This window comes from Aliiroseovarius sp. D2-2, assembly GCF_055809455.1.
In genome coordinates this window covers 3,172,758-3,198,962 of record NZ_CM147913.1, presented here as the reverse complement: position 1 = coordinate 3,198,962, position 26,205 = coordinate 3,172,758, and the positions used below count along the sequence as shown (strand labels likewise).

General features: G+C 52.4%; 21 protein-coding genes. 13 read left to right on the top strand and 8 right to left on the bottom strand.

What is annotated here, in order from left to right:
- Window positions 1-15: 15 nt before the first annotated feature.
- From AC0L6A_RS15855 to AC0L6A_RS15845, 3 genes are all read right to left on the bottom strand, one after another.
- Complete coding sequence (locus tag AC0L6A_RS15855) at window positions 16-1,446, bottom strand: mannose-1-phosphate guanylyltransferase/mannose-6-phosphate isomerase (RefSeq protein WP_473291348.1); 1,431 nt, start codon at window positions 1,444-1,446, stop codon at window positions 16-18.
- Between the two features lie 141 nt (window positions 1,447-1,587).
- Complete coding sequence (locus tag AC0L6A_RS15850) at window positions 1,588-1,794, bottom strand: hypothetical protein (protein ID WP_246933882.1); 207 nt, start codon at window positions 1,792-1,794, stop codon at window positions 1,588-1,590.
- Between the two features lie 158 nt (window positions 1,795-1,952).
- A complete protein-coding gene (locus tag AC0L6A_RS15845) occupies window positions 1,953-2,588 on the bottom strand; it encodes a CAP domain-containing protein (protein ID WP_473291347.1) in 636 nt (211 codons plus the stop codon).
- 172 nt (window positions 2,589-2,760) lie between these two features.
- On the opposite strand from AC0L6A_RS15845, the gene AC0L6A_RS15840 reads away from it, so the two are divergent.
- Both AC0L6A_RS15840 and AC0L6A_RS15835 read left to right on the top strand, forming a co-directional pair.
- Complete coding sequence (locus AC0L6A_RS15840; protein ID WP_473291346.1) at window positions 2,761-4,095, top strand: UDP-glucose dehydrogenase family protein; 1,335 nt, start codon at window positions 2,761-2,763, stop codon at window positions 4,093-4,095.
- Window positions 4,088-4,786 (top strand): sugar transferase, encoded by a 699-nt coding sequence (locus AC0L6A_RS15835; protein ID WP_473291344.1) that lies wholly within the window; start codon window positions 4,088-4,090, stop codon window positions 4,784-4,786. Before AC0L6A_RS15840 ends, AC0L6A_RS15835 begins: the two co-directional genes overlap by 8 nt.
- 7 nt (window positions 4,787-4,793) lie before the next feature.
- Here AC0L6A_RS15835 and AC0L6A_RS15830 read toward each other — a convergent pair whose 3' ends face one another.
- The gene (locus AC0L6A_RS15830) at window positions 4,794-5,615 is read right to left on the bottom strand and encodes a DUF2793 domain-containing protein (RefSeq protein WP_473291343.1); all 822 of its coding nucleotides are present in this window, start codon (window positions 5,613-5,615) and stop codon (window positions 4,794-4,796) included.
- Window positions 5,616-5,711: 96 nt separating this feature from the next.
- Window positions 5,712-9,557, bottom strand: a complete 3,846-nt coding sequence (locus AC0L6A_RS15825; RefSeq protein WP_473291342.1) for a calcium-binding protein — start codon at window positions 9,555-9,557, stop codon at window positions 5,712-5,714.
- Window positions 9,558-9,771: 214 nt separating this feature from the next.
- Between AC0L6A_RS15825 and AC0L6A_RS15820 the strand changes: the two genes are divergently transcribed.
- Both AC0L6A_RS15820 and glf read left to right on the top strand, forming a co-directional pair.
- Window positions 9,772-11,298, top strand: coding sequence for a M10 family metallopeptidase (locus AC0L6A_RS15820; protein ID WP_473291340.1), 1,527 nt, complete (start codon window positions 9,772-9,774; stop codon window positions 11,296-11,298).
- Window positions 11,299-11,458: 160 nt separating this feature from the next.
- The gene (gene glf, locus AC0L6A_RS15815) at window positions 11,459-12,604 is read left to right on the top strand and encodes a UDP-galactopyranose mutase (RefSeq protein WP_473291339.1); all 1,146 of its coding nucleotides are present in this window, start codon (window positions 11,459-11,461) and stop codon (window positions 12,602-12,604) included.
- 105 nt (window positions 12,605-12,709) lie between these two features.
- On the opposite strand, the gene AC0L6A_RS15810 is transcribed toward glf, so the two are convergent.
- On the bottom strand, window positions 12,710-13,693 hold the full coding sequence (locus AC0L6A_RS15810; protein ID WP_473291338.1) for a glycosyltransferase: 984 nt from the start codon (window positions 13,691-13,693) through the stop codon (window positions 12,710-12,712).
- Between the two features lie 214 nt (window positions 13,694-13,907).
- Between AC0L6A_RS15810 and AC0L6A_RS15805 the strand changes: the two genes are divergently transcribed.
- From AC0L6A_RS15805 to AC0L6A_RS15765, 9 genes are all read left to right on the top strand, one after another.
- Complete coding sequence (locus tag AC0L6A_RS15805) at window positions 13,908-14,864, top strand: NAD-dependent epimerase/dehydratase family protein (protein ID WP_473291336.1); 957 nt, start codon at window positions 13,908-13,910, stop codon at window positions 14,862-14,864.
- Window positions 14,865-14,951: 87 nt separating this feature from the next.
- Window positions 14,952-16,109: an NAD-dependent epimerase/dehydratase family protein gene (locus AC0L6A_RS15800; protein WP_473291335.1), complete on the top strand. Its 1,158-nt coding sequence runs from the start codon at window positions 14,952-14,954 to the stop codon at window positions 16,107-16,109.
- A 343-nt stretch (window positions 16,110-16,452) separates the two neighbouring features.
- Window positions 16,453-17,229 (top strand): hypothetical protein, encoded by a 777-nt coding sequence (locus AC0L6A_RS15795; protein WP_473291334.1) that lies wholly within the window; start codon window positions 16,453-16,455, stop codon window positions 17,227-17,229.
- 22 nt (window positions 17,230-17,251) lie between these two features.
- Entirely contained in the window at window positions 17,252-17,479 is a 228-nt protein-coding gene (locus tag AC0L6A_RS15790; protein ID WP_473291333.1) for a hypothetical protein, read from the top strand.
- Window positions 17,480-17,585: 106 nt separating this feature from the next.
- Window positions 17,586-18,908, top strand: coding sequence for a hypothetical protein (locus tag AC0L6A_RS15785; protein WP_473291331.1), 1,323 nt, complete (start codon window positions 17,586-17,588; stop codon window positions 18,906-18,908).
- Entirely contained in the window at window positions 18,898-19,647 is a 750-nt protein-coding gene (locus tag AC0L6A_RS15780) for a glycosyltransferase family A protein (protein ID WP_473291330.1), read from the top strand. Before AC0L6A_RS15785 ends, AC0L6A_RS15780 begins: the two co-directional genes overlap by 11 nt.
- A 192-nt stretch (window positions 19,648-19,839) precedes the next feature.
- Window positions 19,840-21,414: a GSCFA domain-containing protein gene (locus tag AC0L6A_RS15775; RefSeq protein WP_473291329.1), complete on the top strand. Its 1,575-nt coding sequence runs from the start codon at window positions 19,840-19,842 to the stop codon at window positions 21,412-21,414.
- Window positions 21,415-21,664: 250 nt separating this feature from the next.
- The gene (locus AC0L6A_RS15770) at window positions 21,665-23,494 is read left to right on the top strand and encodes a DUF4422 domain-containing protein (RefSeq protein ID WP_473291328.1); all 1,830 of its coding nucleotides are present in this window, start codon (window positions 21,665-21,667) and stop codon (window positions 23,492-23,494) included.
- Window positions 23,495-23,498: 4 nt separating this feature from the next.
- Complete coding sequence (locus AC0L6A_RS15765; protein ID WP_473291327.1) at window positions 23,499-24,194, top strand: sulfotransferase; 696 nt, start codon at window positions 23,499-23,501, stop codon at window positions 24,192-24,194.
- Window positions 24,195-24,207: 13 nt separating this feature from the next.
- Here the strand turns inward: AC0L6A_RS15765 and AC0L6A_RS15760 are convergent, their stop codons facing one another.
- Window positions 24,208-24,951, bottom strand: coding sequence for a phosphoadenylyl-sulfate reductase (locus AC0L6A_RS15760; protein ID WP_473291325.1), 744 nt, complete (start codon window positions 24,949-24,951; stop codon window positions 24,208-24,210).
- A gap of 70 nt (window positions 24,952-25,021) precedes the next feature.
- Window positions 25,022-26,179: an NAD-dependent epimerase/dehydratase family protein gene (locus AC0L6A_RS15755; protein ID WP_473291324.1), complete on the bottom strand. Its 1,158-nt coding sequence runs from the start codon at window positions 26,177-26,179 to the stop codon at window positions 25,022-25,024.
- Window positions 26,180-26,205: the final 26 nt, after the last annotated feature.

Below are 26,205 nucleotides of genomic sequence, written 5' to 3'. Positions count from 1 at the left end.
GCATTCGCCTATGCGCTATGATCGCGCATAGGCGTCTTCGTAGCGTGTAATGTCATCTTCACCTAGATAAGCGCCGGTTTGCACTTCGATCAGAACGACATCTTGCGTACCGTTGTTTTCCAATCGATGCTGCGCCCCCAAGGGAACATATACGGATTGGTTGGCGGGCACGTCGAAACTGTCCGGACCAATCGTAACGGTTGGACAGCCTTCAACAACCACCCAGTGTTCAGATCGATGTTCGTGCGATTGCAACGAAAGCACCCCACCAGGATGCACGGTAATAATCTTGACCTGAAAACCGGGTCTGCTGACCAATCGCTCGAACCAGCCCCAAGGGCGATAGTCGCGCGGCATGGTCTTTGCTTGCCCCTTACCCAGTTTGCTCAGGTCTTTTACCAGCTCCCCAATCTCGGCTGATCGGCTTTTGTCCGCGACCAGAACAGCGTCTTTGGTCGCGACGGCAATCATGTTTTCAAGCCCCAGTCCCACCAGCAATTGCTCTGGATCATCGGCCAGCAATAAAGATGACGTACAGTCCACAGCATGGCTGTCACCCAGCGTGACTGTTCCATCATCCAAAGCCTCGGGCTGTTCTTCGCGCCAAATGCTTTGCCATCCGCCCAAATCCGACCAGCGCCCGCCAAAGGGGACCACATGCAAATCACGTTGCTTTTCCATGATTGCGTAATCGATCGAAACGTCAGGCAGCTTTTCCCAATCGCCTTTGGGTAACCGGGTGAATCCCAGGTCACGTTCTTCATTGCACAATGCCGACTGAACCGGTGCGATCATCTCGGGTGCGTGTTCTTTGAAGGCGTCGATCATGTCGCACGCGCGGAAAAGAAATATCCCTGCGTTCCACATGTGACGCCCCTCTGCGAGCATTTGCGCAGCAGTTTCGGGATCGGGTTTTTCGGTGAAGCTTTTCAGCGGAAGGGTGTGCTGGTCGGCTGTGGGTTTACTGGACAGTTCCAGATAACCATAGCCGGTTTCGGGCCGATCCGGAGTTATGCCAAATGTGGTTAGGTGCCCACCTGTGACAGCGCTTATCCCCTTCACAACGCTGTTGGTGAAGTCCTCATGGTCTGGCAACAGGTGATCAGCTGGCGTGACAATGCAGATCGCCTCAGGGTCTTTGCTGTAGGCGGACAGGGTTGCGGCCAGGACTGCTGGGGCCGTGTTGCGCGAAACCGGTTCGAGCAGAATCTGTTCAGGCAAGCTTGTGATCTCGCCCATCTGCTCAACCACGTGGAAGCGATAGCTTTCGTTGGTGACAATGATCGGGCGCATGTAGGCCGGACCTTGAAACCGTTTGATGGTGTCTTGAAACAGGCTATCTGCACCGGCCAGTTTTCTGAACTGCTTGGGATAGGATTGTCGCGAGATTGGCCAGAGCCGTGTTCCGATGCCGCCTGCCAATACAATCGGAACAATCTTTTTCACGTTGGAGATTCTCCGGATGCATGATGCCTGTGCCCAAGACGCGTTTCACACGTCTTGATAGAATCATGTCCGCTCCAACGAAAAACGGCAAGCCCGAAGGCTTGCCGTTTCAAACAAAATCTTCTTGCGAAGAAATTGTTATTATTCGCTCGACGAATCCGAAGCAGCGATGATGCCAGCAACCAGGGCCAGGCCCAGCAGTGCCATGCCGGTGTTACCCAGCGAGCTTGCAGCTTCTTCAACTACAACTACTTCTTCTTCAACAACCGGGTCGCTGTAACCGCCAGCAAAAGCAGGTGCGGTCAGGGCGAACATGCCAGCAGCGGCAAGGGTCATGACTTTTTTCATGTCTCATACTCCATAATTAATTAGCGGGCGCCGCTTGTTTAGCGAGCCGTCCATGATTGTTTTGCATACTCGTGACCGCATTGGAAGTCTGATTTTCGGATCAATGCCCATATGATATGTAAGTTTTTGACCCTGTGGCAGTGTTGCAATACCCGCCATCAGCCCGAAAATATCTGGGTAAGGAAAACCGCACCACAGTGCCGGGAATTAGGGCGAATACCAGCACCAGCACCCGTATGGCGCAGGTTTCGACGCAAAATGTTCTTTCTATGGCCCGGTGATTCCATCCATTCGCGCACTGCCAGTTGTGCCAAACTGCGATAACTATGGCGCCCGATTGGCTTGCCAGAAGGGGTAGTGAATACACATTTTCCAGAAGAGCGAATCAAGAAACGGCGGCCGTCGACATTGTACAGACGCATGACGCCGATATTCTCGGCACCGGTCCTGAATTTAAGCCCCGAAGACTTCAGTCGCTTGCTTAGTGTCCTTGAGGATCCACCGGACGCTTTGTGACTCAATTTCCCTGACCGTGCCATCCAGACAGAATGCTTGCTTGCCTGCCGCCGCAGACCGCTGGCCGCTGAGAGCTTGGAGCGACCGTGTTTGCAGCGATAATAGTTCACTTGGGCAAGGATTGCAGCATCCAGTTTGGATTGATTTAACCGTTTGTTAGATATGATTTTTTCCTCACCGGACACTCGCTGAACAGCGCATTTTGCACTGGCAGATGCAGGTGTGACGATGACGGCAAGACAAGCCATCAAAACTAAGGGCAACAGTTGGCGCAGCATTCTGAGCTCCGGTACGAGTGGTGTGATCAGGTTTAGCACGTGATTGCTAACAAAGTCATTGGGGAATACAGGGCGAATTTCGAGCGATTATCTGGCGCTTTCCATTGACTTGATGCGTTGTTTACCGCACCAAAGTTCTACTGATTTATTAATTATATGAGAGAAAAGACCGATGAAAATCGCGATGATTGGAACGGGCTATGTTGGGCTTGTATCGGGTGTTTGTTTTTCTGATTTTGGACATGAAGTTGTGTGCGTCGACAAGGACCCGCGCAAGATCCAGATGCTTGAAGCCGGCAAGGTGCCGATTTTCGAGCCGGGACTTGAAGATTTGATGGCGAAAAACGTTCAGGCTGGCCGGCTGACATTCACAGAAGATTTGAAAACAGCGGTAAAAGATGCGGAAGCCGTTTTTATTGCCGTTGGAACGCCGACACGGCGCGGAGACGGCCATGCGGACCTGACATATGTCTTTGCTGCCGCCGAGGAAATTGCTGATTCGCTGGATCACTATGCCGTAATCGTTACCAAATCGACGGTCCCTGTTGGCACCAATCGCCGGGTTTCCGAGGTCGTTGCAAAAGCCAATCCTAATCTCGAATTCGACGTGGCTTCTAATCCCGAATTTTTGCGTGAAGGTGCTGCGATTGATGATTTCATGCGCCCAGATCGCGTGGTGGTTGGCGTTGAAAACGATCGCGCCGCAGATGTCATGGCTGATATCTATCGACCTCTTTTCCTGCGTGACTTCCCGATCGTTGCAACTGATCTGGAAAGCGCCGAGATGATCAAGTACGCCGCCAATGCATTCCTGGCGACCAAGATCACCTTCATGAACGAGATTGCCGCGCTTTGTGAACGCGTGGACGCGGATGTGAAGCAGGTTTCCAAAGGTATTGGGCTAGATGGCCGCATTGGAAACAAGTTCTTGCATGCCGGGCCGGGCTATGGCGGCAGCTGTTTTCCGAAAGACACCAAAGCACTTGCCCGCATCGGTCAGGAAAACGGCATGGCAATGCAGATTACTGAAACCGTTATCAATGTGAATGAAGATGCCAAACGGCGGATGATCGACAAGGTCGTTGACATGTGCGGTGGCTCGGTTGCGGGTAAGACAATCGCTGTTCTTGGCGTCACGTTCAAACCCAATACGGACGACATGCGTGATGCGCCCAGTCTGACCATCGTTCCGGCTTTGATCGGCAGCGGTGCGACTGTCCGCGTGGTGGATCCACAGGGTCTTGCTGAAGGCGAGGCACTTTTGCCGGGTGCACATTGGTTCGAAGATGCGTATAAGGCAGCCGAGAATGCGGATGCGGTTGTGCTTCTGACCGAATGGAACGAGTTCCGTGCACTGGACTTGAAACGTCTGGCCGGTTGCATGGAAACAGCGGCGATGGCCGATTTGCGCAACATCTATTCGCCATTGGATGCGGAGCGCGCGGGATTTTCGGCTTATAGTGCCGTAGGTCGTCGCGGGTTTGGCACCGGAGAATGGTATGACTGAGGCAGCTTTCCAGAACTGGGAGGCGGCAGGCAAAGAACGGAACGGGCAGAGGTTGAAACGACTTTTCGACATTGTGTTGGCGCTTGTGCTTTTGGTGCCGGTGATTCCCGCGCTTGCGGTGCTGTATATTGTCGTGCTTGTGAAAGATGGACGCCCGTTCCTCTATCGCTCGCGTCGCAATACCGCGTTTGATCAGGAATTTGACTTGATGAAAATCCGCACAATGCGGACCGTACCAGCGCATGAAAACGTTGGTATCACAGGTGGGCACAAAAAAGGTCGAATCACCAGACTGGGCCGTTATCTACGCAATCACCGTTTGGATGAACTGCCGCAGCTATGGAACGTCTTGAAGGGCGAGATGAGCTTTGTTGGCCCGCGTCCACCCGAACCACGCTATGTTGCCGAATGCCCAGAAATTTACAAACAGGTGTTGTTGGATCGACCTGGCATTACCGGGTTGGCCTCGATTGTTTTCCATTCGCATGAAGAAAAGATGCTGGCTGAATGCGAGTCTCAAAAAGAATCGGAAGATGTCTATATTCGGCGTTGCATCCCTCGTAAGGCACATCTGGACATGATCTATCACCGGAACAAATCGCCGATGTTGGACATGTATGTGCTGTACCTGACAGCGGCAAAGCTTTTGCCGCTGCCTGGACGTCGCGCTGCCCGCATCCGCGGGCAGTAATCTTGGCTTAAAGCGCTGTTCCGTCCGCAACTTTCAGCCAAGATGTCCCGTCGCAATAGGCCAGTTGAGCACCTCCGATCGCATCTGACACAAAGGCAATCCCACCGGCACCAATGATGGCAGGAGTTGGCAGGTTGGCGGTGAAGACGGGGGTTAATTTCATAACGCCGTCGACGTCCAGCTTGGCGTCTGGGGTCTTGCCGATCCCCACGTCTCCGTCCCCGGTTGCGACAAGCGTGTTGTGCCATGTCGATCCGTCCGCGCTGGTTTTGACCGAGAAATCATCATTTCCAGCCAGCCCCATTTCGGCGCGTCCTGACCAATTGTCCTGAAACAGCAGTGAACCCGTGTCGCTGCTGCCCGCCTTGTTGATCTTCAACTGGTGCGAGCCGCCGGCATGCGACAGAAGGGTTGCTTCGGACGAGACAGAAAGACGGTTGGTTGCATCGGCGCTTGTGTTGATTCCGACCAAATTCAGGTTGTTGGTATCGGGCGTGACTTTGGCCCACACGCTACCGTCAAACCGCATTTGGGAAGACGTAGCTGCTACATCCGCGCGCCAGCCTTCCTGCGGGGTAAAAAACAGCCAGATGCCGTTCTCACGCAAAGCGATGGCGTGATCTTGACCTGCCCAAGCGCCTGTTGCGCCAGTGGTTACGATGTGACGGTCTCCGTCCACCGCAGCGACAGGAGGTGCCGTGTCATCGGAACTGCGAACGCTCAATTGGACCAACACATCCAGCAGCCGCAGGGCTTCGTTGTGGGTCACATGCTTTTGCGCCTGTGAGGGTTGAATAAGGGGAAGGGACAGCACTGTTGATTGGCTCATGGGGATCTCCGCGAAATGGTCGTTCCCGTCCGAGTGATTGGTGAAATTGATTAACGCCATCACATCTAAGCGTACGTTGCGTGGCCCAGATTTCGGCTAGTAGAAACCGATATTGTCTTCCAATTGCGACAGGCTGCTGATCCCGTCGATGGTCAACTTATCGCCGTCACCAAAGTCGAAAATAGCCTTGTTTCCCTTGATTTTGGCGAATTTCAGGATATTTCCGACCGATTTTCGGCCACCACCCCAGAGATCACTGTCAAACAGAACCTTGTCCTGACGATGGTGAAAATCCCGAATTCGATCTGCGCCGTCGTTGAATACAAATGTGTCGCGCCCCCTACCGCCAATCAGCGTATCCCGCCCAGCGCCGCCGTCCAGCCTGTCGTTTCCGTTTCCACCCCGTAGGGTATCGCGCCCACCGTTTCCATACAGATTGTCCCTACCGGAACCACCCCATAGTTGGTCGTTGTAAGTGCCGCCAAAGATACGATCATCGCCTCGTTCACCGAAAAGTTTATCATTTCCAGTACCACCCTCCAACCTGTCGTTTCCGTTTCCGCCATGAAGAATGTCATGTCCTGCATTCCCATAAAGCTTGTCGTTTCCGGTATCGCCCCACAACTGGTCGTTAGAGTTTCCACCAAGCATCCGGTCATAACCGCCCCCTCCGAAAAGTCGGTCATTTCCCGACCCTCCTTCCATGAAATCCCCTCCGTCACCACCTCTCAGAACATCCCAGCCGTCCCCGCCAAACAGAGTATCGCGACCATCGCCACCCCAAAGGTAATCGTATCCCCGACCACCGGTCAGTTGATCGTCTCCACGACCCCCCATCAGCATGTCGCGGCCATCGGCGCCGGCAATGGTGTCAGACCCGTCATGGCCCACAATTTTATTATGACCCGCGTCGCCAATTAATCGATCATCGTAGGCTGTTCCCAACAGATGTTCGGCATTCACAATTTGATCACCGATCATGCTGCCCGCGCCTTCGCCAATGCTCAAATCGACGATTGCGCCACTTGAATTGGCACGCATGTCGATTGTGTCGATCCCGTCCGAACCGTCGAACCAGTCTGCCCCATCCCCTGCAATGAGCCAGTCGTTCCCACCACCGCCGATCAACCTGTCATTCCCATCACCACCGTCAATTCGATCACGCCCCCCGCCGCCTTCCAGAACATCATCGGTTGCGGCGCCTGTCAGTGTGTCGGCGCCCATCCCGCCTGAAATTCCTTCAATGGAATCAAATGTATCGTTTGCTGCTGCCCCGGTGTGCTGCCCTGTGGCAAAGTTGAAGATGAAGCCATCCGTTTCGTTGCTATAGTCGGCGATATCGATCCCGCCGCCGCCATATAGAATGTCAGCACCTTTCCCACCGATTAGTCGGTCATCTCCGCTTTGGCCGTACAGCAGATCATCGCCATCACCGCCTGAAACGACATCATGTCCTGTGCCACCCCAGATTCGGTCATCCCCGGAGCATCCGAAAACGGTATCGTCCCCGCCGTTGGCACGAATAGTATCATCGCCACCGTTTCCAACCAGCGTCTCGGCGTCATGCGATCCGCCCAGGTTGTCATCGAAGTCTGTCGCAGCGATCACTTCGATCGAGTGGAGCTGGTCCCCGATGGCCCATCCCACCCTTAGACCTGTCACGAGGTCCATAATCAGGGCAGAACCCATTGTGGAATAGTCGACGGTGTCGGTCCCATTCCCACCGATGAATTGGTCGGCTCCGTTGCCACCTATCAGAATGTCGTCCCCATCCCCTCCGTCCAACAGGTCGTCCCCATCTCCGCCGATCAAAGTATCGTTTCCTTGGTTGCCGATCAGCTCATCATTGCCACCCAGCCCTCTAAGCGTGTCGCTACCACCACCTCCGGCCAATCGGTTTTGCCCATCATCTCCGGTTACGTCGTCCGCATGCGCGCTGCCGACCACGCCTTCGATACTGATCAGAACGTCACCCGTGCCCCCGCTGCCATCCTGAAGTGAAATGGTGATGCCCGTCGCGCTTGTGGCATAGCTCACACTGTCCAGCCCGATGCCACCGTCCAGCCAATCCTGACCAGACCCGCCACACAGTATGTCATCCCCGGCACCGCCGATCAGTGTGTTGTTCCCTGCGTCACCGACCAGAACATCATTGAAATCTGACCCCAACAGGTTCTCGATGGAATCGAACTGCTCGCCTATTGCGGCATGATCTGTCTCGCCGGTTTGAAGGTTGACCACCACGCAATCATTGGCTCCGGCATAGGACACGGTGTCGATGCCCGACCCGCCATAGAAAAGATCGCCCCCGCCGGACCAAAGCAGCACGTCGTCACCGGCCATCCCATGCAATGTATCAAAACCTACGTTGCCTGCGATCGTGTCATTGCTTGCGGTGCCGTTTACGGTTTCGGGGAAATAATCGAATCCGCTTGGTGGACGGTCTAAGGACAGCGTGTCTTTCGTCGTGAAATCGGATGCATTCAGCGACCCGCCCCCAGCCCTATGGACGTGCAGGACTTCATCCCGGTAGGTGATGATCGCCCCCCAACCCGTCGAGGTAATCTGTAGTTGGCTGGCGTCATACAGCATGTGATAGCCGCTTAAATCTAACTTGTCCTGCGCGGGATTGAAGTCGGTGATCGTGTCTAGGCTGTCATCGCCGGTCAAGCGGAAAAAATCCGCACCTGCCCCGCCGGTCATTGTGTCCTGACCCGCGCCGTCGTCCAGAATGTCGCGACCTGCGCCACCAGATAAAGTGTCGTCGCCATATCCACCAAGAAGGATATCGCTGTTGCTTCCACCTGACAACGTATCGGCAGAGATCCCTCCCTGCAGCGTGACCCCAGCAGGCTCGGGATCGACAGTGAAACGCGTTATACCGGTTTCAGTTTCACTTGTGGCAAAGATCACAATCTGCCCGTCTACAAAGGCTGCATCCAGAGCGGAAACATTTTGCAAAGCGGTGGCATTGGTGTCCCAGATCGTGTCCAGATGGACCAGCTTCCCGTTGGGCAGCAGTGTGAACAACGATAGCCCGTCATCCGATCCTCCTGCAATGACATATAAGCGATCCCCCACTTGGACTGTCGTCATCTCGGTCACGTCCGCAAAGCGTGTGAACCTGTTGTCGATCACGTGGTCCACCGGGGTAAGTTCTCCTGTCGGTTCGACTTTCAAAACGGTCAGAGACGAACTGCCCGCGCTGGCCATCACGACGTATTTCTGGTTCCCAACTGCGCCTGTTGCCAGCTTGGTTGGGGTCCCGACAGGCAGCACTGTATCGGCGGAATGTTCAGACACGAGCGTTGGTGCGCCATTTGCATCCAGAACGTAACTGGCAATGCCATTCCCAGAAGACGAGGCCGTAATCAGGACCTTTTGCGTGCCAAGGTCGATGGTTTCGAAATCAACCAAATCCGGCTCGGATTGGTAGCCGGGTTGACTGAAATCTCCTTGTAAAATGAACTCGTTATTGCTGTTGATCGTGTAGTGGTGGAACCCGGTTCCCGTGATGCTTGCTGCGTATATATGTGTGACGCCGTTGATCACTTCGGCGTGCAGCGCGGTCAGCAGCCCGATCCCACCCGGCCCCCATTGATAGGATGCCGGATCGGACAGTGTTGCGTTGGGCTCAAGCGTTAATCCACTGATTGCCCAATCGCTTTGACCAAAGGCCATAAAAACGGTCGTGCCATTGTGGTCGACCGCTTCAATTACCGGAGTGGACGACGACACCGCCCCCCCTCCGGTCCAGACCTGATCCGACAGCGACAGCGTAGCCCCCGTGCCGACCTCATAGATCATTGCACCATTGCTGGATGCGCTGATCGACATCAGACACGCTTGGCCACCTTGCCAAACGATTTGAAGATCCGAGATACCGGAATCGTATAGTTGGCTGACACCAGAACTGATGCCAGCAAAATTGAATATGGTCACCCCAACCACCCTCGATTTCACCCTCGCGCCTAAAACGCCCTTTGAGTGTGTTGGTTGGGGGTTAACGAGAGTTTATCTGCCGTCAGGGATTTGTTTAGGAATTGTTTGCAATTGAATCTTAGCAATTCCCTAACAACTGCGCGCCAATTTGCCCAATTGAAGGCTGTGCCGTGTCGTCATGTTGCCTTAATTCTTGCTTTGATTGAGGTTCCATGTGAATCAGACGTTCATTTCGCAACTAGTGGAGATTTCAGGAATGATGAGTGCCCCACAGAATACCAGCTTCGAATTTCCGCAGCAGGTAAATGCTTCGAATTCTAAGTATGCGAGTAAGCCCTTTGGGGATGTCAGTGACTTTGTGAAGCAGCTAACTGTGGATTTCGCGAACTATTTTGGCGACCCCGTGAATGCATCTTTCGATTTGCGTCCGGGGCGGGTGCTGACCTACAACGTGTCAAATCTTTCGAAGGCCGGGCAGTGGTTTGCGAAAAAAGCTTTGGCGGCATGGTCTGCCACGACGGGCATCACGTTCAAGCAAGCCAAAGCAAGCAATGCGGACATTAGCTTCGTTCAGAATGATAACTCCGGAGCGTACGCCTCGAGCCAGTTCAATTCCAAAGGCGATATTGTTAAGGCTAAAGTTAACATCCCACCGAGTTGGTATAAGGGCGAGGAATACGACCTCGGCAGCTATGGCTACCAGACATTTCTTCACGAAATCGGCCACGCATTAGGGCTTGGGCATGCCGGAAACTACAATGGCACAGGCGGTTTCGCAGGTGACGCGCGTTTCTCAAATGACAGCTGGCAGATGTCGGTAATGTCATATTTCTCGCAAGCCGAGAATCCGAACGTTTCGGGATCTTTCGCCTACATCTTGACGCCAATGCCTGCGGACATCGCGGCAATTCACAAGCTATATGGTGTCCCGTCATGGGGTAAAAAGGTTAACCCTTGGAAAACCACATGGGGTTTCAACTCGAACGCTGAAGGCCCTGCCAAAGAATTTGCGAAAATCAAACCCGTAGGGGCGATGACCATCTTCGACCAAGGCGGTCACGATGTAATTGATTTTTCCAAGACAAGCGCGAACCAGAAAATTAGCTTGGTTCCAGGTTCATTTTCAAACGTACTTGGAAAAAGCAAGAATGTTCAGATCGAATCCAACACCTTGATTGAAGATGTCAAATCGGGTCGCGGAAAGGACCTGCTCAACGGAAATGACTTGGGAAATACCATGTTTGCGGGGGGGAAGGCCGATATCGTGTTTGGCCGGAAGGGCAACGATTTCCTGTACGGTCAAGATGGCTGGGATGATTTGCAAGGTGGAGATGACAAAGACTATATTTATGGCGGCAATGGGTCAGATAAACTGAGTGGTGGATCAGGGAATGACAGGCTTAAAGGCAATGCTGGAAATGACAAGCTTATCGGCGGAACGGGCGCAGATCGGCTGGATGGCGGATTTGGCAATGACACGCTTACTGGTGGCGCGGATGCAGATACCTTCGTATTTGAGTTCGGAGGGAATGATAGAATAACCGACTTTAATGCCGCAGAAGGTGATACGATCCAGATTGATAGAGATTTGGTGTGGACATCTAATGTCACCACCTTCTTGACCAATCACGCGAAAGTTGTTGGATCTAACGTGGTTATAAGCGTTGCGAAGGGTTACACTCTAACGGTTGAAGGGGTTACTGATCCGATGGAACTTGTCGACGACATTACGTTCATCTGATCATGGCTTGATCCGGTATTTTGGGGGCTGAGCATGTATTGTGCCAGCCCCTTTTGCTTTCCTGCAAACCTGCCTGTTTCAGCGCCCTCGATGCCATTCCTGTTTGCCAAAAAACGTGGGATGTGGAACAACGCCGAGGGTATTCAGGTTGGAGATTAGGATGAACATCTTACTTGTCGGGGCAGGTCTAAGCGGCGCGGTTATCGGTCGCGAACTGGCAGAAGACGGGCATCAGGTTACCATCGTTGAAAGCCGTGATCACATTGCGGGCAACTGCCATACCCTGCGTGATCAGGAAACGGGCATTATGGTCCATGTTTATGGCCCGCATATCTTCCATACCGACGACACCGAGGTTTGGAACTATGTGAACCAACATGCCAATTTTCTGCCCTTCAAAAATCGCGTAAAGACGACCTCGAAAGGCACTGTATTTTCACTGCCGATCAACCTTCATACCATCAACCAGTTTTTTGGCCGTTCGATGCGACCGGATGAGGCGCATGACTTCATCACAAGCGAACAGGCGGATACCTCAATTGATGATCCGAAAACGTTTGAAGAGCAAGCTCTGCGTTTCGTGGGCAAAGACCTCTATGAGGCATTCTTCAAAGGCTACACGATCAAGCAGTGGGGGATGCAACCCTCTGAACTTCCAGCAAGTATCTTGAAGCGGTTACCAGTTCGCTTCAACTATGATGACAACTACTTCTTCCACAAGTTCCAAGGTATGCCGGAAGACGGCTATACTGCGATGGTCGAGAAGATTTTGGATCACCCATCCATCACTGTGCACCTGAACACTCGGTTCAGTCGGGAACAAGCGGATCAGTATGATCATGTGTTCTATTCTGGCCCGCTGGATGGGTATTTTGACTTTGAACTTGGCCGTCTGGGCTATCGCACATTGGACTTTGAACGCTTCACGTATGATGGCGATTATCAAGGGTGCGCGGTCATGAACTATGGTGAAGAGGACGTGCCCTTCACACGCATCACCGAACACAAGTATTTCAGCCCGTGGGAGGAACACGAGGGGTCTGTTTGCTATCGCGAGTTTTCGCGTGCATGTGAACCTGATGACATCCCCTATTACCCAATCCGTCAGATCGACGAAAAAGCGTTGCTGGCAGAGTACGTCGAACTTGCTAAGGCCACAAAGGGCGTAACCTTCGTCGGTCGCTTGGGTACTTATCGTTACCTCGACATGGATGTGACAATTCGTGAGGCACTGGACACAGCAAACATGTTCCGAGGATCCGTTGCGGATAAATCGGACATGCCAACTTTTGCAGTAACGCCCTAAGGCGTCTTTAGGTCGTGATGCGTCTGTCTTGAATAGAAAGGCGCGCGTCTCTGTCGCGAGCATAAGTGCCGTTTGAACGCCAATTTCTGGCGCGAGGGTCAGGCCTTATTTCCCGACCTTCGTCATTTCCAGTATCTCAGAATGTGACCGCGTCGTGCGTTTGCGCAGCCCATCTGTCACGGCAGCCCGGCGTAGCGCATTGTAAGCAGGTTTCTTATCCCCGTAGCGGCTTGCCGCCATGCGCCACGATATTAGAAGCAGCGGCAACAAAGCCCAAAACAGCACACCAGCCGCGCGTCGATACATGATCAACCCATTGCGATAGGCGTAGTAGACCTTCCAAAGCGGCTTGTAGGTCTTCTTTTTGTCTTTTTGGAAAGTCGAGCAGTCATGCACAAAGCGAACCGACGGATCAAAGTCGATCTTGAACCCGCGTTTGCGCAGCCCCAGCGTATAAATCACGTCATCGCCGTATATAAAAAGCCCTGGGTCAGGCAGCCCCACCGTGTCCAGCATTCGTTTCGAAATGAACAACCCAACGAAGGACGTCAAGTCGATCGGGTGTGGTTTCTTCGCCGTGTAGGCGCTGTGTGGAATGTGATAACCGTCACGCCGTTTGATCAAAGTGCGCACGAATGTGCGGGGTGACCAGAACGGGTTTACCGACGGGCGGTTCATTTCGCAAATGCGGCCATCGGGATAGTACACCGCCGCAGCGACTGCCGTGTCGTCCGGGCGTGCATCCGACATAAAGTTGTCCAGCATGCCCGGTTCCGGCCACGCGTCATCGTCCATCACCACATACCAATCGGCCTTGTGATGCGAAAAGGCGCGGCGCAACCCCTGTTCGAACCCGCCCGCACCGCCGCGATTGGTCGAACTGGTCAGAATATCAAGTCGTGGATCATTTTGAGTGGCCAACCAATCCGCCGTGCCGTCCGTGCTGGCATTGTCCACAACAACAATTGTGGCCAGACCAAAGGGAGTGTTTTTCAAGAGGTTCGCCAAGGTTAACTTCAGCTTATCGAGCCGGTTGAATGTCACGACCACAGCAACCAGACTGCCATTCGGACTGGCTTTATCATGCATTTTCAGAACCTTACTCTTACTTGATCGGGTGCGGCGTTGCGGTGGGTTTTCCCCTTAATTTGCAGGGCTTGTCAATGCTCTTACCCTGGCAGCCGGGGTATTGGGTGCCAAAAGGGGACAATGCTTTGAATTGAGGACACAGTGTTTGACCTTTGGGGTGGAGAGCTTTAGTTGAACGGGCAACATTTACAGATATTTTACTGGGCAAACGAACATGAAAAATTCAACTTCGCTGGTGCTGATCGGGGGCTTTGGCTTCGTCGGGCGAAACATTCTTGACGTGATCGCACAGGACGATCAGTTCGAAGGCCTCGAGCCTATGGTGATCGACGATCTATCCAACGCGGTACCCGGACACGAAGCACTGGATCTGCCAAGCTTTGCCGGCGGTTACGAGGATGCTGGGGCTATCGATTTCCTTGACCAGCAGAAAGCCACCGATGGTGGGCGCGTGTTTGTGTTCCTTGCAGGCGAAACCCGCGTGGCGGAATCCAAAGATCGCCCTCTGGACTTCATCGATGCCAATATCGCCAATCCCTCTAAATTCGTGATGGAGGCCGTCCAGCCCGGCGACCACTTCATTCTGATCTCGACTGCTGGCGCACTGTTTGATGGCACGTTCGAGGTTCGCACGAGTTCGGCCTATTGCCCCAAGAATTTCTATGGCGCGACTAAAGCGGCAGAAGAGATGATCCTTGAGAAGCTGGTCGAACTGCGCGGCGGCACGTTCTCAGTCATTCGCATGACCAACGTCTATGGCCGCTTCTCGGACAAGAAGAAAAGCGCTATCCACGCCTTCACCCGTGCCATCGTCGAAGGTGGCGAGGTGTTCATCAACGGCGACGGCGAGCAGTCGCGCGATTTCATCTATGCAGGTGATATTGGGCGCGGGATTGCCACTCAGGCCAAGCGCGTGCGCGATGGCGAGGAATATGATCGCGTGAACATGCTGGGTGCTGGCGTCTCGACCACTTTGATGGATGTCGTGGGTGCGATCGAAGAGGCAAGCGGTGAAAAACTGAACTACACCAAAATCCCGGCTGAGGATCTTTTGAAGACCGAACCGCGTGATGTGATCGCCTCGGCTGACGACGTGAAAGTTCTTCTGGGCGACCAGATCACCAATTTCGCCGACGGCATTCGCCAAACCTATACCTACTATTCGCGCTAGGCTGTCGCAGCTTCACGGATAGAGGTTTTCCTTTGATAGAAACGGGTCTATAGCTCGTTCGAACCTTATTATAGCGGGTAGAGAAACATGAAAGTAATCATTCTAGGTGGTGACGGATTTTGCGGCTGGCCGAATGCGTTGTATCTGTCAAACCGTGGCCATGACGTCATTCTCGTCGACAACCTGTCGCGCCGTGAGATCGACATTGAGCTGGAAGTTGACAGCCTGACCCCGATCCGTCCGATCGGCGAACGCATCCGCGTTTGGAAAGAGCTGACCGGCAAAGATATCCAGTTCCACAACTTCACCGTGGGCGAGCAATACCACCGCCTTCTGACGCTGATCAAAGACGAAAAGCCGGATGCAATCATCCACTTCGCCGAACAGCGCGCAGCGCCTTATTCGATGAAGTCGGCCCAGCACAAGCGCTACACGGTTTCGAACAACCTGAACGCCACCAACGACGTTCTGGCTGCGATCGTCGACAGTGGTCTGGACATTCACCTGATCCACCTGGGCACTATGGGTGTCTATGGTTACGGCACCGCCGGCATGAAAATCCCTGAAGGCTATCTGAAGGTGAAGGTCAACACCCCCGAGGGTGAAACCGAGACCGAGATCCTGTACCCAACCAACCCGGGTTCGATCTATCACATGACGAAAAGCCAAGACCAGCTGCTGTTCGCCTTCTACAACAAGAACGACGACGTGAAGGTCACCGACCTGCACCAAGGTATTGTTTGGGGCACGCAAACCGCTGAAACCAAGATGGACGAACGTCTGATCAACCGTTTTGACTACGATGGTGACTATGGCACGGTTCTGAATCGCTTCATCATGCAGGCTGCTGTGGACTATCCGATGACCGTACACGGCACCGGCGGACAAACTCGCGCATTCATCCACATTCAGGACACCTGCCGTTGTATCGAGCTTGCGCTGGAAAACCCGCCGCAAGCTGGCGAGCGTGTGAACATCCTGAACCAGATGACTGAAACGCACCGCGTGCGTGATCTGGCCACAATGATCCACGACATGATGGGCGCCGAGATTGCCTATCTGGAAAACCCACGCAACGAAGCCGCCGAGAACGAGCTACACGTCGCCAATGACCGCTTCCTGGGTCTGGGTCTTGAGCCGATCAAGCTGGAAGGTGGCTTGATGGACGAAGTCAAAGAGATCGCCGAGAAATACGCAGGTCGCTGCGACACGACCAAAATCCCCTGCGTCTCGCTCTGGAAATAATACAACTAGGGCCGCTGCTGAATAGTAGCGGCCCTTATTCTTTCTTGTCCTTGGCAAGTAACGGTTGGGGCTCTCGCCCGGCGCCCAACATCGGCCTTTTCACCTTTTTCAAAATCATGTTCCTGTCAAACCCGTCTCGCGCTAGTTTGAGCACAACTACGTATGTGTGTGGACCAGTGCCTGTTGTTGACGTTGCCGTGCCACGCCTTAGGCGTTTGACTGTGTAGCTGAATACTCGCAAGAAGCGGTGTTCACTGAGGGACAAGGGATCAAGAAGGTCATGACAAGGCTCATTATTCACGCAGGTCTTGGGAAGACGGGGACCTCTGCGTTTCAAGAGGCGATGAAAAGCACTCAAGGCCACCTGCGCCAAGGGGGCATGGTGTACCTTGGACCGCAAGCAACAACTCTTACTTTTGGTGATGATCAGTTTGCCTTCGAAGCGACCCGCGGCCGGCCAGAGAGGGTCAAGAATTCCCTAGCCATGCTCGAACGTATGGTCAGCGGAAACCCAAGCATAAAACAGGTTGTTTGGTCGGATGAGAAGATTGGTATGAGCCGAGCTCTGCCCGCCCTTGTTAAGACCTTCGGTGAATTCATCGACAACAGTGCAGCGTTTGAAGACCTTGAGGTTATTCTGTGCTTCCGTAGGCAGGATGAATGGGCTGAATCCGCGTATCGTCAATGGGGGACTAAGCACAAGACCAGCGCTGGTACAGGCGTTGAGCACCCGATGGAATGGCTGAAGCGCAACCAGCATTTTCTGAACTATCTTGGTCAATACAAAACCTGGTCCCAGCTTGGTCAGTCACGTGTTCGGGTCATATCCTATGACGACATCAAAGCGTCCGGTGGGACTGTTCGACACTTGTTTGGTGCGTTGAACATTCCATACGAAGCCAACTCTCTTGAGGCATTTGATAAAAGCCATACTTCGATGGATGTCGCGCGCAGCTATATGAACGCTTTGTTTAATGCCTCTGAGGAAGGTTCAGTAAAGCCAAATTCTTTCAAGGAGTTGATGGATTTTTATCAGCTCCCGAGATTGGCCAGAAAGAACAGTATCCTTTTTCTCGAACGAGGGTTGCCGCGAAATTTTAGCCAAATACGAGGGCGATAACCGGGAGCTTGCCAGCATTGCCTTGGGACGTGAAGAGCTGTTCCCATCCGAGCGCACCGAAACACTCAGACCCTACACGAATGGCACCGAGGACGCCTTGATCTATCTAACGAAGATAACGGCGCGTCAGCACAAGTTGATTGTGTCGCAAGAGGATCAGCTGAATGCATTGAAAAGCAAAGTGGACTCACTGGAACGTCGCAGCGTTCTGACGTGGTTTTCTAAATTAGTATCGCAAAAGCAACGCTGATTAGACCGAGAGGCCGCACTTGCACATTGGCCAATCCCTCCAACTTTTCACTAGCAATGCGTGCTAGCTTTGTTATTCAAGGCGCCAGTAAACAGAGGTAATAATTGTGTCGAGATTGATCTCAAAGAGCTCCATTGTCGCTCTGGTTAAGCGTTCATTTAATTTCGGATTTCGCCCGCTGGAGTTGCCCGAAAAATACAAGCAGAAAGGTCAGCTCGAGACGCAGTCCGAGTTTGAGGCTCTGCAGCGCTTGTTTCTCAAAAATGACCTCCACGCGCTGTCCAGCGCAAGACGTTGGATTGGCTTTCTTCCGAAGTACCGCAAGATTTACAACACCGTTAAGTCCAATTTCGACTATCGCTATTACTTGGCCCGCAATCCCTCATTGGTTTTGGAAGACATGGATCCAGTGGCGCATTACATTCGCCATGGTGAGCAATACCGGTATCAGCCAACGCCTTGGTTTCTTGGGGATGCCTATCAAACGCTCCATCCGAAGAACAAAGGCAAGTTCAATCTGTTCTATTACTGGCTGACTTCGGGGCGGGACAAAGGTGAGATTCCGATCCCTTTTCCGGGTTATGAAAAGCTGCAACGGCTATCCAATAAAGATGCACTGGCTGGATTTCACGAGTTTGTTCATACAACAACTGATCTGCAAGAACGCTTGGAGCATGGTGAGCTTGGGCGGATGGTGCTGCAGGCCAGTAAGGTTGAACCTTTGGTTGCCGAGACGTTCGCAGTTCGACAAAACGTGAAGGTGCCACCACTGAACACTCCGCGTTCGGTCGATCGCATGGCTGGCCTAAAAGACCTTCATCTTCAACTGAACCACAAGCGGTTCAAGGCCGTCGTCGTCGTGGATGATCTGCGCAGCTTGCTGAACAAGGGCGCATGGTCGGATAGCATGTTGAATATCGCGAAGCTGTTCCCTAAGGGGCAATTGCTTGTCCTTGTGACACGAGTGCAAACCGGGAGTGCCCCTAATATTTCCGGAGACATCTCAGTCGTTTTCCTGCCCAAAATGATAAACTTGTCCAATTCAGAAAAGTACCGATTTGTCGCAGAATTCTTAAAGACAATTCGGCCGGGTATCGTCATTTCAGCCATGTCCGTTTTCTACTCTGAAGTCTTGTCTGGTTTCAGAATTCCACTTAGCTACAGCTTCCGATCGGTTCTGTTGTGCGGTGATGAAAAGGCACCAAATGAAGCGCGCGGCAATGCAAAGCTGATCTATAGGTTCCTAGAAACCGGCATGGATTTCGTTTTCCAATCAGAAGAGGGTTTGGAGAGGGCGGTGAAAAAGCACGCTATCCCCACTGCATTGCGATCGCATTTGCATGTGATGCCCAGCGGCTCTGACCTATCGCCAAGCGAAGAAGCAACTTTAAAATCCATCATTGTAGGAGAGCTGACTGATGAGCGCTAAGTTCGATCTTGCAGTTGTCATGACAGCCCATAATGAAACGATTGTTTCGGCACCAACGATTGAAGCTGCGGACCTTGCCGTCGAATGCGCCGTGGCCGCTGGATATACGGTACAGCGACTGATCGTTCTGGATAATGCCACCGATGCGACCACCGAGTATTTTTCACAGGATTGTTTTGATCACTGGGAAAAGCAGGTTGAAACAAAGGGGGATCTTGGTCTGGTCAGGAACGCGGTTATTGACCAACTCGATTGCGAAAATGTTGCGTTTCTGGATGCCGATGATCTTTTCAGCGAAAACTGGCTGAAGAATGGGTTGGACGAGTTGGCAAAAGCAAAACGCGCAAATGAGAAAGTGATCTTGCACCCCGAACTGAACTGGTTCTTTGATGGTGGCCAAAGCGCGTTTACCAAAATCAATCAGGATTCTATCCTGTTCGATCCCTATCATTTCGTGTTCGCAAACTACTATGACTTACTGTGCATGTCTCCATTGGCGGCGCATAAAGAATGCCGCTATGTTAGCCGTGAAGTGAAAAAGGGGCTGGCGTTTCAGGACTGGCAATATGGTGTCGAAACCATGGATCAGGGTTGGAAGCATATTCATGCACCCGACACGATCATTTTTAAGCGCAAGCGTGACAACTCGCTTGTCAGCGATGCACGCGCACATCGTTCAATTCTCAGGATGATCGAGCCGCTGGCAATCGACAAGATAGACAAGCTTGGTTCGGCCTAACTCGCTAAGGTGGGTTCTTTTCTGCAAAGCCTAATCGGTAGTTATGTCGGATGAAGGGGGCAGTCAGAGGCCCAGCAATCCATGCCTTGCGCTTGCACCGCATTTAGCGCTTCTGTAGGCAATGGGATGACCAAGGCATTTGCATTTGTGTTCTGGCGGTAACTCAAACGACATTAGGACCAAGATTTTAGAATGGCACTTGAAAAATACTCTGCTCAGAACGCGTTTGAAATATTCAAAGACAATGAATACTCAAACTGGCCCGAACGCAATTCGATGCAAGATCGTTTTGCTGGGCAGGCGTCCCCAGAATTCAGTGCAGGCATCCAGCTTAATCCGGGCGAAAAAGTTTTTACTATCGGGTCCTGTTTCGCGCGCAATGTCGAGCGTGAGTTGAGCACACTTGGTTTCGAAATCCCCATGAGGTCTTTCGAAGTCGACAAAAAGTATTGGGGTGGCGAGCCAACTACCCTTTTGAACAATTACGTGGTTGGGGCCGTTATCCCGCAGATCAACTGGGCTTTCGGAAACGGCGAACCGTTCTCGATCGAAAAGAACTGCGTTCCCATCGGCAAGAAGTTTAAAGACCTACTGATTGCCGGGAATACCCGCCCGATGGAGAAAGATGATGTGCTGGATCAACGTGAGCGCATCAACGAAATCTACCGACAGCTTTCGGATACACGTGTAGTCATTCTGACCTTGGGGTTGATCGAAGCCTGGTGGGATAAAGCCGCCCAGATTTATATTAATACCGCACCTCCAAAGCAGGCCGTACGGGCCGAGCCAGATCGCTTCGAGCTTCATGTTCTTGAATACGAAGACGTTCTAAAAGATCTTCAGCAACTGGCAAAGATGCTCAAAACACACTGCCTAGACGGCTTTCATCTTGTTTTGACTGTATCTCCTGTTCCGTTGACCTCAACATTCCGCAATGCCGACATTGCTGTTGCCAACAGCTATTCGAAAGCCGTGTTGCGTGCTGCCGCTGAAAAGCTTGTTCTGGAAAATGAGTTTGTGTCGTATTTTCCGTCATATGAATCTTTCATGCTGACGGCTAAATCAAGGGCCTTCGTTGGGGATCAGGTGCACCCTAACCCGCAGCTCGTGGCACACAACATTTCGCGATTGGTGCAGGCTTACACGGGTCAAGATGCAGAAGATCCAAACTTCTTCATCAGCAAATCCGCAGCGCTGGTGAGAGAAAACCGAAAAGAAGATGCCACCAATATCCTAAAGGAAGGGCTTGATGCTTTCCCTCAAAGTGGTGAACTTCGCACCCGTTTGGCAGAGCTTTACGTTAAACAGAAAGAGCCAGATACTGCACTTCAGATCCTAGATCATGAAGCGACCAATTCAATCGCAGAAGCGTGGCTTTTGAAGTCCAAAATGGCATATAGAGCGAAAGATTTCGAAGCAGCGCTTAACCATGCGCAAAGCGCTACAGAGCTTTGGCCGAACTACAAGGCGGGGCTGTTTAACCTGGCCCTGGCGCAGATTGAGCGAGGTCAGCTTGAAGATGCTGAAAAGGCAACGAAAAAGCTATCTTCACATAGCCAAATCTCAATCTGGAGAAGTAATGTCTTCTTCTTGCAGGGCTTGATCAATGAAAAGCAAGGCAATGCGGAAAGCGCACACGAACTGTTCAAACGTGGCGCAAGTTACAATGAAACGAAACACATCAAAGAAGCTCTTCAACGTGTTGGTCCAAAGCCTTCGAAAGCAAGGAAGGTTTTAGGTCGCTTGCGCTCTCTACTTTCGTCCTGATTTAAGAAGGGCGGGGTGCTTTCAGCTCACTATTCTGAAGCTCTGATAAGCAGTTACAGCAATCCATTATATGTTCGAACGAAGCATACCCATAAGGGCATGTAGGCTTTCCGGAATTGTAGAGCCATTGCTTTTGCACAACCGAAAGCATGTACTTGATTGCTCAGCATTTGCTGATGAGGTGCCCCCTGAATTCTTGTATGTGCAACCCTGCGACACTATACAACCAGCGACGCAAGAAAGGTTTGTTATGAAAGTTTCGATTTACTCCGCCTATCACAAGTTATCGCCGCGGGTTTCGTCGAAAAGCATCAAGCCCATTCATGTGGGTGCGGCTCAAGCTGGCTCCCCTTTGTCAGGCATGTTGGCCGACAACACCGGCGATCATATCTCGGATAAAAATGGATCGTTCTGCGAGCTAACAGCCCTTTACTGGGCATGGAAAAACGATACCGACAGTGACTTCATCGGGCTGATGCATTACCGGCGCCTTCTGGACGTGTCGGGTGTGATCACCGATGGCCCACCCGAGGCTTATGTAGGTGCTTTAGATATCGAAGAATGGACGGGTCGAGCTGAGGCGTGGATGGACGCCGAGTTGGATAACTGGGACATCGTATTGCCGCGTCTGCACAAGATGGGGGTGAGCGTCGAGAACAACTATCTTCAAGGTCATCACAAAGAAGATTTCGACAAGATGCGTGATGTGATTGCTGAAGATCACCCGCAGTATTTGGAAGCTTTTAATACAGCTGCCAAATCTATGGATATTCGACTTGGCAATATCGCCTTGATGCGTCGCGAGATTTTCGATCGGTACTGTGCGTGGCTGTTTGACATCCTTCTGAAGGTGGATGCCGCAGCGATTGATCGTTCAAATTACAGCGCCTACCAAGCCCGTTATATCGGCTTCCTTGCGGAGCGGCTTATGACAGCGTTCATCATTCATGAACAGAGAACAAACCCATCGACGCGGATCCGTGAAACCGCGATTATTAACCTGTCAAAAGCTGTCGTGACGCCTTACCTGACCAAGCAGGATAAGCCCGCCGACGACGTGGTGAGTATCGCGATCGCGGCTGACCGCGCTTATCTGCCCCATGCGTCTGCAATGATGAACTCGCTACTGACACATGCTGACCCTAAACGGCCAATCGACCTCTATTTTCTGCATTCTGGAATCGAAGACGACGATATTGGAGTGTTCGACAGCTGGCTAAGCTCTCAGCGGTCAAATATCAAATTGCATGCGATTGACACTGGCAACTACTTTGATGACAGCTATCGGTCCTCCAGCCGCGCACCTTCGAACGCGACCTACAACCGCTTCTTGTTGTTCAACCTGCTTCCAGGCCTGGATCGGTTGCTGTATCTGGATGTGGATATCATCCTGAAAGAAGACGTCTGCAAACTTTATGACTCAGTCATTGGCGACGCCAAGATCGGGGCAGTTCCAGATTGGATCATGACTCGGACTTTGACCGGTCCAATTCCAACGATTGATCCTGAAGTTCCCGACCTATCCGCCTATCACCGCAACCGGCTGGAGATGTCGGACACGCAGATTGCACGTTACTTCAACGCGGGCGTTCTTTTGTTCAATTTCAAAGCCATGGGTGATCTAAGCGCATTGGGGCACCATCTGCTGCACGAGGCTCAGAACGGCCGTTACTTATTCCGCGATCAGGATATTTTGAACAAGGCATTCAAAGATGACTTGTGCCTCTTAGATGCGCGCTGGAACGTCTTCAACTCGGTCGATGCGGCCTTTTCCAAGGTGCCAAAGCCAAACCACACCAAGGCGATGGAAGCGCGGCGCGACCCTTGGATTATCCATTATGCCGATCGCGCCTATAAACCCTGGCACGGGGTAGCTGTCCCACAATCCGGCTTTTATTGGCAAGCCTTGATCAACACACCTTACTACGGTGAGGTCATGGCAAACCTTCAGGCTGCCAGTAAACGCAAGTTGTTTGATAAAACCCGTATCGTTGACGCCGGAAAGGCTGTGGGGCAAAAATACCCTGCGCTAAACCGCCCACTTTTGATTGCCTACAACATCATTCGAAAGATCCGGTGAGGATATGAGGAAGGTCCTGAAAACCCTAAGCAAACGCTTGCAGCGAAGGCCGTCACCGTCGCAAATCGAGGGGCAAGTACACATCATAGCGTCGCCCTATAAAACCGGTTCGACGTCGGTGGGGAAGTCGTTGATTGCACTTGGGGTTGGGCGAAGCGAGATGCCACATGATGGCGCGCTCTTAAAAAGCCTTAAACCTTCTGTACAATTTTACAGAAAGAAGCTGGCGGAGGGTCCGGATTTTCACAGTTTTAAAACGGCTGAAAAAGAACGACTGCTGGAAAGATTTCAGCCCTTGGTGGCGAGCGCTTCACAGTATGACATCTTTCATGATGCTCCTATGGGCCACGCACATCTACACCCGTTCATTCGCAAAATTCTTGCACCAGAGGCGCGGTTCATTTGGGTTAACAGAGACGCTGAAGGTTGGTTGGAAAGTGTGCGAAAATGGGAAACATCACACCCAGAAATCTATCGCCAGCACGCCTTATGGGAAAGTAATCCAGAGGCGCGTATCACCAACCGTTTGGCATTTTGGAAACGTCAACACGAAGCATTTCTTCGATTGGCTGAAACGTTCCCCGAGCATTGCCTCGAACTTCGCTGGAGTGATTTGAAAAGCTATTCAGCATTGGCTCAGTTCTATGGAGTGCCGGAACCCGCAGAGGATTTCCCTCATAGCAACGCCGCAAAATCTTAACGATTATCCGCGTTCAGCTTCCGCCGCCGCGAACTATCTTTCCATCCACAATGTGGATTCCACATTCGGTTTTGTCACTGTCAGCCCAGCGTCCTGCACGGGCGTCTTCACCCGGTTTGACGGCACGTGTGCAAGGCTGGCACCCGACTGAAAGATATCCCTGCTCTTTCAAAGGATGCTCTGGTAGATCATGCACTTTGAAATACTCCGCCACGTCATCGGCGCTCCAGTTCAGTAGAGGGTTAACCTTCAACCAACGATCTTGGGTCTCAAACAACTCAAGTTCGGACCGTGTAGCGGCTTGCCCACGCTTTCTACCGGTGATCCAACAGTCCAGCCCTCTGAGGGCCGCCAACATCGGGAGCGTTTTGCGCACGTGGCAACACAGGTCGGAATTTGTTTTGTGCAATGAGTCATTTGGATCATCTGCAAGAACACTGGCCGGGCGGGGTGTGATGGTCTGAATGTTGCACAAACCAAGTTTCGAAACGAGTTCCTCGCGATAAGCCATTGTCTCGGGAAAGTGCATCCAAGTATCAAGAAAGATCACTGGAACATATGGATCAATTCTCGACACCATATGAAGAAGTACGGCTGCTTCAGTCCCGAAGGAGGATACCAGCCCGATACGTCCGGGAAACAATGTCTTGATTGCATGTTTAAGAACATCTTCAGCGGCAAGCTGATCATAGCTCTTGGTCAGGCCCTGCGCTTTTTCACGTAGCTCAATACGTGCATTTGTTTCCAGAGCGTGCATGACACTGCCTTCGGTATCTTAGTAACCAGATGTTTAGGGCCGCTACTATTCAGCAGCGGCCCTAGTTGTATTATTTCCAGAGCGAGACGCAGGGGATTTTGGTCGTGTCGCAGCGACCCGAGTATTTCTCGGCGATCTCTTTGACTTCGTCCATCAAGCCGCCTTCCAGCTTGATCGGCTCAAGACCCAGACCCAGGAAGCGGTCATTGGCGACGTGTAGCTCGTTCTCGGCGGCTTCGTTGCGTGGGTTTTCCAGATAGGCAATCTCGGCGCCCATCATGTCGTGGATCATCTTTGCCAGATCACGCACACGGTGCGTTTCAGTCATCTGGTTCAGGATGTTCACACGCTCGCCAGCTTGCGGCGGGTTTTCCAGCGCAAGCTCGATACAACGGCAGGTGTCCTGAATGTGGATGAATGCGCGAGTTTGTCCGCCGGTGCCGTGTACGGTCATCGGATAGTCCACAGCAGCCTGCATGATGAAGCGATTCAGAACCGTGCCATAGTCACCATCGTAGTCAAAACGGTTGATCAGACGTTCGTCCATCTTGGTTTCAGCGGTTTGCGTGCCCCAAACAATACCTTGGTGCAGGTCGGTGACCTTCACGTCGTCGTTCTTGTTGTAGAAGGCGAACAGCAGCTGGTCTTGGCTTTTCGTCATGTGATAGATCGAACCCGGGTTGGTTGGGTACAGGATCTCGGTCTCGGTTTCACCCTCGGGGGTGTTGACCTTCACCTTCAGATAGCCTTCAGGGATTTTCATACCGGCGGTGCCGTAACCATAGACACCCATAGTGCCTAGGTGGATCAGGTGAATGTCCAGACCACTGTCGACGATCGCAGCCAGAACGTCGTTGGTGGCGTTCAGGTTGTTCGAAACCGTGTAGCGCTTGTGCTGGGCCAACTTCATCGAATAAGGCGCTGCGCGCTGTTCGGCGAAGTGGATGATTGCATCCGGCTTTTCGTCTTTGATCAGCGTCAGAAGGCGGTGGTATTGCTCGCCCACGGTGAAGTTGTGGAACTGGATATCTTTGCCGGTCAGTTCTTTCCAAACGCGGATGCGTTCGCCGATCGGACGGATCGGGGTCAGGCTGTCAACTTCCAGCTCAATGTCGATCTCACGGCGCGACAGGTTGTCGACGAGAATGACGTCATGGCCACGGTTTGACAGATACAACGCATTCGGCCAGCCGCAAAATCCGTCACCACCTAGAATGATTACTTTCATGTTTCTCTACCCGCTATAATAAGGTT